The 11,218-nt window shown below is 71.4% G+C and carries 10 protein-coding genes; 5 read left to right on the top strand and 5 right to left on the bottom strand.

The window, feature by feature from the left end; translation table 11 throughout:
* Position 1: 1 nt before the first annotated feature.
* Entirely contained in the window at positions 2-1,609 is a 1,608-nt protein-coding gene (locus QU602_RS08665; RefSeq protein ID WP_308799874.1) for a carboxyl transferase domain-containing protein, read from the bottom strand.
* Between the two features lie 121 nt (positions 1,610-1,730).
* On the opposite strand from QU602_RS08665, the gene QU602_RS08660 reads away from it, so the two are divergent.
* Positions 1,731-2,315, top strand: a complete 585-nt coding sequence (locus tag QU602_RS08660) for an SACE_7040 family transcriptional regulator (protein WP_308800129.1) — start codon at positions 1,731-1,733, stop codon at positions 2,313-2,315.
* A 40-nt stretch (positions 2,316-2,355) separates the two neighbouring features.
* Here the strand turns inward: QU602_RS08660 and QU602_RS08655 are convergent, their stop codons facing one another.
* Genes QU602_RS08655 through pdhA form a run of 3 tightly spaced genes read right to left on the bottom strand, consistent with a single transcriptional unit; the run spans position 2,356 to position 5,995 of the window.
* Positions 2,356-3,858, bottom strand: coding sequence for a dihydrolipoamide acetyltransferase family protein (locus tag QU602_RS08655; protein ID WP_308799872.1), 1,503 nt, complete (start codon positions 3,856-3,858; stop codon positions 2,356-2,358).
* Between the two features lie 5 nt (positions 3,859-3,863).
* Positions 3,864-4,874, bottom strand: a complete 1,011-nt coding sequence (locus QU602_RS08650; RefSeq protein WP_308799871.1) for an alpha-ketoacid dehydrogenase subunit beta — start codon at positions 4,872-4,874, stop codon at positions 3,864-3,866.
* The gene (gene pdhA / locus QU602_RS08645; protein ID WP_308799870.1) at positions 4,871-5,995 is read right to left on the bottom strand and encodes a pyruvate dehydrogenase (acetyl-transferring) E1 component subunit alpha; all 1,125 of its coding nucleotides are present in this window, start codon (positions 5,993-5,995) and stop codon (positions 4,871-4,873) included. The genes QU602_RS08650 and pdhA overlap by 4 nt, the downstream gene beginning before the upstream one ends.
* 162 nt (positions 5,996-6,157) lie before the next feature.
* Here pdhA and QU602_RS08640 point away from each other — a divergent pair, with 162 nt between their 5' ends.
* Genes QU602_RS08640 through QU602_RS08625 form a run of 4 tightly spaced genes read left to right on the top strand, consistent with a single transcriptional unit; the run spans position 6,158 to position 8,488 of the window.
* Complete coding sequence (locus QU602_RS08640; protein ID WP_308799869.1) at positions 6,158-6,622, top strand: Lrp/AsnC family transcriptional regulator; 465 nt, start codon at positions 6,158-6,160, stop codon at positions 6,620-6,622.
* Positions 6,623-6,629: 7 nt separating this feature from the next.
* On the top strand, positions 6,630-7,517 hold the full coding sequence (locus QU602_RS08635) for an ATP-grasp domain-containing protein (RefSeq protein ID WP_308799868.1): 888 nt from the start codon (positions 6,630-6,632) through the stop codon (positions 7,515-7,517).
* 57 nt (positions 7,518-7,574) lie between these two features.
* Positions 7,575-8,249 (top strand): ArsR/SmtB family transcription factor, encoded by a 675-nt coding sequence (locus QU602_RS08630; protein WP_308799867.1) that lies wholly within the window; start codon positions 7,575-7,577, stop codon positions 8,247-8,249.
* Positions 8,250-8,251: 2 nt separating this feature from the next.
* Positions 8,252-8,488 (top strand): hypothetical protein, encoded by a 237-nt coding sequence (locus QU602_RS08625; RefSeq protein WP_308799866.1) that lies wholly within the window; start codon positions 8,252-8,254, stop codon positions 8,486-8,488.
* A gap of 227 nt (positions 8,489-8,715) precedes the next feature.
* On the opposite strand, the gene QU602_RS08620 is transcribed toward QU602_RS08625, so the two are convergent.
* Positions 8,716-10,998 carry a polyribonucleotide nucleotidyltransferase gene (locus tag QU602_RS08620; RefSeq protein ID WP_308799865.1) on the bottom strand — a complete coding sequence of 761 codons (2,283 nt, stop codon included), beginning with the start codon at positions 10,996-10,998 and terminating at the stop codon, positions 8,716-8,718.
* Positions 10,999-11,218 lie beyond the last annotated feature (220 nt).

Raw genomic sequence — 11,218 nt, 5'->3', positions numbered from 1 at the left:
ATCACATCCGGAAGAGGCCGAAGCGGGGCTCGGCGAGCGGGGTGCGGCTGGCGAGCTCGAGGGCGAGCGCGAGCACGGTGCGGGTGTCGGCCGGGTCGATGACGCCGTCGTCCCACAGCCGCGCCGTCGAGTGGTAGGGGTCGCCCTGGGTCTCGTACTGGTCGCGGATCGGAGCACGGAAGGCCTGCTCGTCGTCCGCGCTCCACGTCTCGCCGCGGATCGCGAGCTGGTCGCGCTTCACCGTGGCCAGCACGGACGCCGCCTGCTCGCCGCCCATGACCGAGATGCGGGCGTTCGGCCACATCCAGAGGAATCTCGGCGAGTACGCGCGGCCGCACATCGAGTAGTTGCCCGCGCCGAACGATCCGCCGATCACCACCGTGAACTTCGGCACCCGCGTGGTCGCCACCGCGGTCACCATTTTCGCGCCGTGCTTGGCGATGCCGCCGGCCTCGGCGTCGCGGCCCACCATGAACCCCGAGATGTTCTGCAGGAAGATCAGCGGGATCCCGCGCTGGTCGCACAGCTCGATGAAGTGCGCGCCCTTCATGGCGGACTCGCTGAACAGCACGCCGTTGTTGGCGACGATGCCGACGGGGTGCCCGTCGAGGTGCGCGAAGCCCGTGACGAGCGTGTCGCCGTACTCGGGTTTGAACTCGGTGAACTCGCTCGCGTCGACGAGCCGCGCGATGACCTCGTGCACGTCATACGGCTGCTGCACGTCGACCGGGACGACCGAGGTGAGCGTCGCCGGGTCGACGGCGGGCGCCCGCGGCTCGCGGACCGCCCAGGCCCGCGCAGGCGGCGACGGCAGGGTCGCGATCAGGTCGCGCATGAGCTCGAGGGCGTGCTCATCGTCTTCGGCGAGGTGGTCGGTCACTCCGGAGACGCGCGAGTGCAGCTCCCCGCCGCCGAGCTCTTCAGGCGTGACGACCTCGCCGATCGCGGCCTTCACGAGCGGAGGTCCGCCGAGGAAGATCGTGCCCTGGTCGCGCACGATGATGTTCTCGTCGCTCATCGCGGGCACGTACGCACCGCCCGCGGTGCACGAGCCGAGCACGGCGGCCAGCTGCGGGATGCCTCGCGCCGACATGGCGGCTTGGTTGAAGAAGATCCGCCCGAAGTGCTCGCGATCGGGGAACACCTCGTCTTGCAGCGGCAGGAAGGCGCCGCCCGAGTCGACGAGGTACACGCACGGGAGCGCCTGTTCGAGCGCGATCTCCTGCGCGCGCAGGTGCTTCTTCACGGTCATCGGGTAGTAGGTGCCGCCCTTGACGGTCGCGTCGTTGCAGACCACCATCACCGGGCGTCCGTGCACGAGCCCGACGCCCGCGATGAGGCCGGCGCCCGGCGAGTCGCCGCCGTACATGCCGTCGGCCGCGAGCGGGGCGAGCTCGAGGAATGCGCTGCCCTCGTCGAGGAGGCGGTCGACCCGGTCGCGCGGGAGCAGCTTGCCGCGGGCGACGTGCCGGTCGCGGGAGCTCTCCGGCCCGCCGAGTGCGGCCTCGGCGAGCTTGTCGCGGAGTTCGGCGACGAGCGCGGCGTGCGCCTCGGCGTGCGCCTGAGCGCGGTCGCTCGTCTCGTCGAGCGTCGTCGTCAGGATCGACATCCGTGCCTCTCCGTCGAAGCCGTCAGTGAATCGGTATTAACCGAATACGATGTTAGTCATGATTAACTGGGTCGGCAACCAGGAACGACAGAACACGAACGGGGTGAGCGTGACCGAGACGATGACCGTGCGCGGGCAGGCGAAGGCCGATCGCCGCGACGCGCTGCTCGTGGCAGCCGCGCGGCTGTTCGCCGAACGCGGCTACGCGGGCGTCACGCTCGAAGAGCTCGGTGCCGCCGTGGGCGTGTCGGGGCCGGCGGTGTACCGCCACTTCTCGGGCAAGCCGGCCGTGCTCGCGGCGCTGCTGCTCGAAGCGAGCGAGGGCCTGCTCGACGGCGGCAGGGATGTCGTGGGCGCGGCAGCCGACCCCGAAGGCGCGCTCCGCGCCCTCATCGCCTTCCACGTCGACTTCGCGATCGCCAACGCCGACGTCATCCGCGTGCAGGATCGTGACCTTACGAGCCTCCCCGAAGCCGACGCGCACCGGGTGCGCCGCCTGCAGCGCGAGTACGTCGAGTTCTGGGTCGGCGTCCTCGGCCGGCTGCACCCGGATCTGGCCACGGCCGAGGTGCGGATCCGGGCGCACGCCGCCTTCGGGCTCATCAACTCGACCCCGCACAGTGCCCGCAGCCACGGCTCCCGCCCGGCCGACGCCGTCGTGCGGCAGGTGCTCGAGCAGATGGCGTGGTCGAGCCTCGTCGCGTGACCACGAGCCGCTCGCACCGCCCGTCGCGAGATGCATGCACTCAGCTCATGAGCAGCGCCCGGCCCGGGTCCCGCAGGATCGCGCCGACGTCGGCGAGGAAGCGTGAGCCCTGCTCGCCGTCGACCAGCCGGTGATCGAACGACAGCGAGAGCGTCATGAGCTCGCGGAGCGCGATCTCACCCCGGTGCTCCCACGGCTGACGCCGGACGGCGCCGGTCGCGAGGATGGCGGCCTCCCCCGGGTTCAGGATCGGCGTTCCCGCGTCGATGCCGAACACCCCGATGTTCGTGATCGAGAACGTTCCGCCGCGGAGGTCCGCCGGAGCCGTGCGGCCCTCGCGTGCGGTCTCGGCGAGCGACCCGATCGCGTCTGCGAGGTCGAGCAACGTCATCCGGTCGGCACGCCGCACGTTCGGCACCATGAGCCCGCGCTCGGTCGCGACCGCGATGCCGAGGTTGAGCCCCTCGTAGCGGACGATCTCGCCGGCGTCCTCGTCCCAGCGCGAGTTGACCTCGGGCGTGCGGCGCGCGGCGATGCAGACCGCCTTCGCGACGACCGCGAGCGGCGTCACCCGGTGTACGCGCAGCGCGCGATCGTCACGGATGCCCCGCACGAGGTCCATCGTCGCGGTCACATCGATCGTGAGGAACTCGGTCACGTGCGGCGCCGTGAACGCGCTCCGCACCATGGCCGCGGCCGTGGCTTTGCGCACGCCCTTCACGGGAATGCGGGTCTCGCCCGGCGGACTCTGCCGCGCCCGGTCGGTGCCGTCGTCCCGCCCGGCCACCGGCGCACCGCCCCGCCGCTCCGCGGCGGCCTCCACGTCGGCGCGCGTGATCAGGCCCCGCTCTCCCGTGCCGACGACCTCCTCCAGCACCACACCGAGATCGCGCGCGAGCTTGCGGACCGGAGGCGTCGATCGCGGCCGCTCGGCGCGGCGCGGATCACCGGTCGACGGCACGGCATCATGTGGCGCTCCGGCGGGGAGTCCGGTGCTCGGCGTCGGGAGGCCGGGGACCAGGTCATCGGCGTGCGCCGTCTCAGCGAGCGCCGTCTCGGCGAGCGCCGTCGGCGTCGGGACGAGGTCGTCGGTCAGCGCGACGCGGCGCGCCCGCCGTTTCGGGCCGCGTTCGGCGGCGGCACCGTAGCCGACCAGCGTGGGCTCGGGCGTCTCACCGGCACCCGAGGCATCCGCCCCACCCGAGACATCCGCCCCACCCGAGGCATCCGCCCCACCCGAGACATCCGCCCCACCCGAGGCATCCGCCCCACCCGGACCCTCAGCGTCAGGCGCACCGTCGGCGGGTGCCGTGTCGCACGAGAACAGCCGTTCGCCCACGTTCACCGTCTCGCCAGGCTCGGCGTGCAGCGCGGTGACCACGCCCGCGAACGGCGACGGAAGCTCGACGACCGCCTTCGCGGTCTCGACGTCGGCGATGATCTGGTTCAGCTCGACGCGCTCGCCGACGGCGACCCGCCAGGCGATGAGCTCGGACTCGGTCAGGCCCTCGCCGAGGTCGGGCAGCGCGAAGTCGCGGATCATGGCGCTCACGCCTCCACGCCCGAGAGCGAGTTGGGCCGGCCGAGCACACGGTCGACGCCGTCGAGGATGCGGTCCAGGTCGGGCAGATGGTGCCGCTCCTGCTTCGCGGCCGGGTAGGGGATGTCGTGCCCGGTCACCCGCACGGGCGCCGCCTCGAGGAACTCGAAGCAGGACTCCGTGAGGCGTGCGACGATCTCGCCGCCCACACCGCCCTGTTCGACGGCCTCATGCACGACGACCAGCCGTCCGGTTCGGCGCACCGAGGCCTCGATCGTCGGATAGTCGACGGGCGCGAGCGAGCGCAGGTCGATGACCTCGAGCGCGACGCCCTCGTCGGCGGCTGCGCGTGCCGCGTCGAGGGCGGTCTGCACGAGCGGGCCGTAGGTGACGAGGGTGGCGTCGCGCCCCTCGGCGAGCACGGAGGCCACGCCCATCGGGCGCGCGTCCGCGAGGCTCGCCTGCTCGGCGACCTCGCCCTTCACGTGATAGCGGCGCTTGGGCTCGAAGAACAGCACGGGGTCGTCGCTCGCGATCGCCTGCTGCACCATGACGAACGCGTCGGCCGGGTTCGAGCAGGCGACGACGCGCAGGCCCGCGGTGTGGGCGAAATACGCCTCGGGCGACTCCGAGTGGTGCTCGGCGGCACCGATGCCGCCGCCGAACGGCACGCGGATCGTGATCGGCATGCGCACGTGCCCGCGCGAGCGATAGTGCAGCTTCGCCACCTGCGCGACGATCTGATCGAACGCCGGATAGATGAACCCGTCGAACTGGATCTCGACGACCGGGCGGTAGCCGCGGTAGGCGAGTCCGACAGCGGTGCCGAGGATGCCGGCCTCCGAGAGCGGGGTGTCCACGACCCGGTGGGCGCCGAACTCGGCCTGCAGCCCGTCGGTGACGCGGAAGACGCCGCCGAGGCGGCCGATGTCCTCGCCCATGAGCACGACCCGGTCGTCGCCGGCGAGCGCGCGGCGGAGTCCGCCGTTGATGGCCTTGGCCAGCGTCATGGTCGTCATCGGGTGCCCCCTTCGGTCTCGGCGTCCTCGAACTGGCCGAGGTAGCGCGCGTAGCGCGAGCGCTGCCGCTCGAGTTGGCTGTTGGGCTCGGCGTAGACGTGGTCGAACACGCTGAGCGCCGGTGGGTCGGTCAGGCTCGTGACGCCGGCACGCAGCTCGGCGGCCGCGCGCGCCGCCGCCTCACCGGCCTCGCGCGCGAGCGCCTCCGCGTCGGCGCCGCCCGCGGCGAGCAGTGCCTCGACCCGCGCGATCGGATCACGACCGCGCCAGGCCTCGAGCTCGTCGTCGGCCCGGTAGCGCGTGGGGTCGTCGGCGGTGGTGTGCGGGCCGAGCCGGTAGGTGACCGCCTCGATGAGGGTCGGCCCGCCGCCGTGACGGGCGCGGTCGAGCGCACGCCGGGTCGCGGCCATGACCGCGAGCACGTCGTTGCCGTCGACGCGGACTCCCGGCATGCCGAAGCCGTCGGCGCGGCGGGCGAGCGGCTGCTTGGACTGCAGCCCCACCGGTTCCGAGATCGCCCACTGGTTGTTCTGGCAGAAGAAGACGACGGGCGCGTCGAAGCTCGCCGCGAACACGAGCGCCTCGTTCACGTCCCCCTCGCTCGTCGCGCCGTCGCCGAAGTAGGCGATCGATGCGGCGTCGGACCCGTCCCAGGCGAGCCCCATCGCGTAGCCCGTGGCGTGCAGCGCCTGCGCGCCGATGATGATCTGCGGCACCGCCATGTGCCGCTCGAACGGATCCCAGCCGCTCAGGGCCGTGCCGCGCCAGACCTGCATGAGCTCCGCGGGCGTGACGCCGCGGCACCAGGCCACCGCGTGCTCCCGGTAGCTCGAGAAGACGAAGTCGTCGTCGCGGAGCGCTCGCGCCGACCCGATCTGGGCGGCCTCCTGTCCGGCCAGTGGCGGCCACAGCCCGAGCTCGCCCTGGCGTTGCAGCGCGGTGCCCTCGGCGTCGAGCCGGCGCGCGAGCACCAGGTCGCGGTGGAGTGCGGTGAGCTCGTCGACCCCGATGTCGGCGACCCACGGGTCGAACTCTGGATCGGACCGCCGGCGGCCGGTCTCGTCAATCAGCTGGATCATCGGCTCCGGCTTGGTCAGCACGGCCTGCTCGGCTGGGGTCATCGGTGAACCTCCGCGTCGGCGCGCGCCTCGTGAGCACACGCATCCGGCCCCATCGCCGGATACCGTGAGCGTACGTCGAGCGGTCAGACAGCTCAAGCGCACTCGGGACAATTGAGCAGCATGCCAACCTTCATCACGCCGGAGACTGCTACATTGCGCGATATGGCCGCTTACGACCCCGTCGACCGGGCACTGCTCGGCGCACTCACGCCCGATCCTCGCGCGACCGTCGTCGCGCTCGCGGACCGACTGGGTCTCAGCCGCAACACGGTGCAGGCGCGCATGGCGCGCCTCGAGGCATCCGGCGCCTTCCGGTCCTTCGAACGGGCCATCGATCCGGTCCCGCTCGGCTACCCGCTCGAGGCGTTCGTGAGCGTCCACGTCCGGCAGAAGCTGCTCGCCGAGGTCGTCACGCGCATCGCCGAGATCCCGGAGGTCATCCAGGCCCACGGCCTCTCCGGCTCGGTCGACCTGCTCGTGCGGGTGGTGAGCCGCGACGCCGAGGACCTCTTCCGCATCGACGGCGCCATCCTCGCCATCGAGGGCGTCGAGCGCACCGAGACGTCACTCGCGATGGGCGAGCTCATCCCGTACCGGCTCGGGCCGCTCCTCGACCGGAGGACGTGAACGGCGCATGCGGGTCGCGGTGCTCCGCTGCGAGCGACTCCCGGGCTTCGTGACCTGGGAGGTCCCCGACATCGAGGCGCTGTTCGCGGACGATCGCCGGCTCCTCGAGGCGCTCGCCCGACTCGGCGTCGACGCCGAGCCCGTCGTCTGGTCCCGCGACGGCGTCGACTGGGATGCCTACGACGCGGCCGTGCTGCGCAGCACCTGGGACTACGTCGACCATCTCGACGAGTTCCTCGAGGTCACCGCCGCGATCGACGCGTCGCGATGCGTCCTGCTCAATCCCGTCGACGCGGTGCGCTGGAACGCCGACAAGCACTACCTCGACGACCTCGACCGCAGGGGGGTCCCGATCGTGCCGCTGGTGCGGGGTACGGCCGCTGAGGCACCCCGGCTCCGCGCCGCCGCCGTCGAGGCCGGCTGGGACGACCTGGTGCTCAAGCCCGCGGTTGGGGTCGGCGGGTCCGGCGTGGTCAGAACGGATGCCTCGGGGCTGACCGCTGCACTCGAGGCGCTCGCTTCCGGCATCGAGCTGATGGTGCAGCCGTTCGCCGAGTCGATCCTCGGCGAGGGCGAGCTCTCGTTCGCGTTCGTCGGCGACGGGCTCAGCCACGCCCTGCGCAAGCGGCCGGCGTCGGGCGACTTCCGGGCGCACGGCATCTACGGCGGCACGATCGAGCTCGTGGAGCCCGCCGCCGCAGATACGGCCGAGGTCGACGCGATGCGCGCGCGACTGCCCTTCGATCTGCTGTACGCCCGGTTCGATGTGGTGCGCTTCGGCGGGCGGCTCGCGGTGCTCGAGCTGGAGCTCATCGAGCCCATGCTCTACCTCGATCTCGCGCCGGGGAGCGCCGATCGGCTCGCGGAGGCGACACTGGCCCGGCTCGCTCGCTGATCCGCGGTGTGCAAAGAAATCCTTGCAACAGTTCCTTTGCAGCGGTATCTTTGCATCATGACCGAGCATGAAGATCACCTCGCCCCGGACGACGTGATGCATGACGCTGCCGCGCCGCACTGGCGCGACCGCGTACTCTCGGCGGCGACGATCAAGGCACTCGCCCACCCGCTGCGCATCCGCATCCTCGACGAGCTCGCGATGTTCGGCCCGCTCACGGCCAGCGGTCTCGGCGAGCGGCTCGGCGAGTCCAGCGGTGCGACGAGCTACCACCTGCGTCAGCTCGCCAAGCACGACCTCGTGCAAGAGATCGAGGGTCGCGGCACGGCCCGAGAACGCTGGTGGGAGCGCACGCCGTCGCCTATCGCCACGCCCGACCCGAGCCGGTTGGCGCCGGGCAGCGCCGAGCGGCTCGCGACCCAGCTGGTCTCCGACGAGTGGATCCGTGCTCGAGAGCGCAACCACCACGAGTTCCTGTCCGAGGGCGAGACGGTGTTCGGCTCGGCCTGGGTCGACGCGGCGACCACCGACACCACGAACCTGCGGCTCACGACCGAGGAGCTCGCGGCCCTGGTGGCCGACCTCGCGGCCGTGATCGACCGGGCCATCGAGGCCCACCGCGCCGAACCCACCGCGGGCGCGCTTCCCGTGCAGATCCAGGTCGCCGCCTTCCCGCTCATCCGGGGCGCGGTCGATCCCGCACCGAGTACACCGACCGACACGGAGGACTGACCATGCACACCGCAGCGCTCCCCCAGATCCTGACCACCGGTCCCGTCCGCGCGACCGGCATCGCCGCGTGGGCCATCCGTTCGGGCCGAGCCCTCGAACACTGGGGCCGTACGCGCGCCGCCCGCCGGGCATACCTGCGCGCCGAGGCATCCGCTCACCTGCGCGCGACGCACGCGGTCCGCGTCGCCGTCGCCGAACGCGACGCGCTGCACCGCTCCGCGGCGATCCCGCTGCGCTGACCCGCCGACCCGCCCCGCGCCCGCTCCGGCCGCGCCCGCCCCGCGCCCGCCCGCCGCTCACGTTGGAGGTCATATTCCGCGTGGGAGGTCCAACCATTCCGACCTCATATGCGAGAAATGACCTCCAACGCGTCATGCGTGGAGGCGGAGAGGACAGCGGAGGCCGGAGACGACGGATGCCCCGCCCGAACGAGTTCGGGCGGGGCATCCGTGTGCGCGAGCGCTGCTTACGCGTCGGCGCCCTCGGCCGGCGCGTCGGCGTGCACCGACTCCGCCTCGCGGCCGTCGGTGTCGGCCTCCTCGGCCAGCACCGGGGCGAGCGACAGCTTGCCGCGGTCGTCGATCTTGGTGATCTCGACGAGGATCTTCTGGCCGACGCCGAGCACGTCCTCGACGTTCTCGACGCGCTTGCCGCCGGCGAGCTTGCGCACCTCGGAGATGTGCAGCAGGCCGTCTTTGCCGGGGAGCAGGGAGATGAACGCCCCGAACGTCGCGATCTTCACGACCGTGCCGAGGAACTGCTCGCCGACCTCGGGGTTCGTCGGGTTGGCGATCGCGTTGACCTGGGCGCGTGCGGCCTCGGCCGAGGGGCCGTCGGTCGCACCGATGTAGACGGTGCCGTCCTCCTCGATGGAGATGTCGGCGCCGGTCTCGTCCTGGATCGCGTTGATCGTCTTGCCCTTCGGGCCGATCAGCTCGCCGATCTTGTCGACGGGGATCTGCACCGAGATCACGCGGGGCGCGGTCGGGGCCATCTCGTCGGGGCCGTCGATCGCGGCGTTCAGCACGGCGAGGATCGTCGTGCGGGCGTCCTTCGCCTGCGTCAGCGCGCCGGCCAGCACCGACGCGGGGATGCCGTCGAGCTTGGTGTCGAGCTGGATCGCGGTGACGAACTCGGACGTGCCGGCGACCTTGAAGTCCATGTCGCCGAGCGCGTCTTCGGCGCCGAGGATGTCGGTGAGCGCCGCGTAGCGGGTCTCGCCGTTCACGGTGTCGGAGATGAGGCCCATCGCGATACCGGCGACGGGGGCGCGCAGCGGCACACCCGCGTTCAGCAGCGAGAGCGTCGACGCGCAGACCGAACCCATGGAGGTCGAGCCGTTGGAGCCGAGCGCCTCGGAGACCTGACGGATCGCGTACGGGAACTCGTCGCGCGTGGGCAGCACCGGCACGAGCGCGCGCTCGGCGAGTGCGCCGTGCCCGATCTCGCGACGCTTCGGCGACCCGACGCGGCCGGTCTCACCGGTCGAGTAGGGCGGGAAGTTGTAGTTGTGCATGTAGCGCTTCTTGGTGACCGGGCTCAGCGAGTCGATCTGCTGCTCGAGCTTCAGCATGTTCAGCGTCGTGACACCCAGGATCTGGGTCTCACCGCGCTGGAAGATGGCCGAGCCGTGCACGCGGGGCACGACCTGCACCTCGGCGTCGAGCGGGCGGATGTCGGCGAGGCCGCGGCCGTCGATGCGGACGCCCTCTTCGAGCACGCGCGAACGCACGACGTGCTTGGTCACCGACTTGTACGCCGCCGAGACCTCGGCGTTCGCGGACGCGGGCAGCTCGCCCGCCTCGACCTTGGCCGCGACCTGCTCCTTGACGCGTGCCTTGAGCGCGTCGTCGGCGTCCTGACGCTCGACCTTGCCGGCGATCTGGTAGATGCGCTTGAGCTCGTCGAGCGCGATGGCCTCGACGGCCTCCTTGGTCGACGGCTGGTAGGGCGGGAACGTCGGGTAGTCGGCGGTCGGCTTGGCCGCCGTGGCGGCGACCTGCTGCTGCGCCTCGACGAGCTGCTTGATGAACGGCTTCGACGCCTCGATGCCCTGCGCGATGACGGTCTCGTCGGGCTTGACGCCGCCGGCCTGGATGAGGTTCCACGCGTTGTCGGTCGCCTCGGCCTCGATCATCATGATCGCGACGTCCTGCGAGCCGTCGGCCTCGGTCACGACGCGGCCGGCGACGACCATGCTGAACACGGCCTCCTCGAGCTGCGTGTGCTTCGGGAAGGCGACCCACTGGCCGTCGATGAGGGCGACGCGCACGCCGCCGACGGGGCCGGAGAACGGCAGTCCGGACAGCTGCGTCGAGAGCGACGCCGCGTTGATGGCGAGCACGTCATAGAGCTCGTCGGGCTCGATGGCGAGCACCGTGACGACGACCTGGACCTCGTTGCGGAGGCCCTCGACGAACGAGGGGCGCAGGGGGCGGTCGATCAGGCGGCAGGTGAGGATCGCCTCGGTCGAGGGGCGCCCCTCACGACGGAAGAACGAGCCGGGGATGCGGCCGGCGGCGTACATGCGCTCTTCGACGTCGATCGTGAGCGGGAAGAAGTCGAAGTGCTCCTTCGGCTGCTTCGACACCGACGTCGCCGAGAGCAGCATGGTCTCTTCGTCGATGTAGGCGACGGCCGAGCCCTGCGCCTGCTGGGCGAGGCGTCCGGTCTCGAAGCGGATGGTGCGGGTGCCGAAGCGGCCGTTGTCGATGACCGTTTCCGCGAACGTGATCTCAGGACCTTCCAAGAGGTCTCTCTCCTTTGTTTACCGTCGCACCCCGTGTGGGCACGACTCGTACAAGGAAGCAGGACGAAACCGCAGATTGAGCGACGACGGGGTGTCTCGCCCGCGCTGGCCACCAGTAGAAGTCCACCATTCGACGCCTGGATGCGCGATTGGTGATCCACCACAGGGGACCAGCTGTCTGCCGGAACATGCTTCCGATTCGGTGCCCGATGGTGACATC

Origin of the sequence: Agromyces protaetiae (assembly GCF_030866785.1) — a bacterium.
GTDB classification, from domain to species: Bacteria; Actinomycetota; Actinomycetes; order Actinomycetales; family Microbacteriaceae; genus Agromyces; species Agromyces silvae.
The sequence above is the reverse complement of the archived record's forward strand: the minus strand, read 5'-3'. Positions and strand labels throughout refer to the sequence as shown.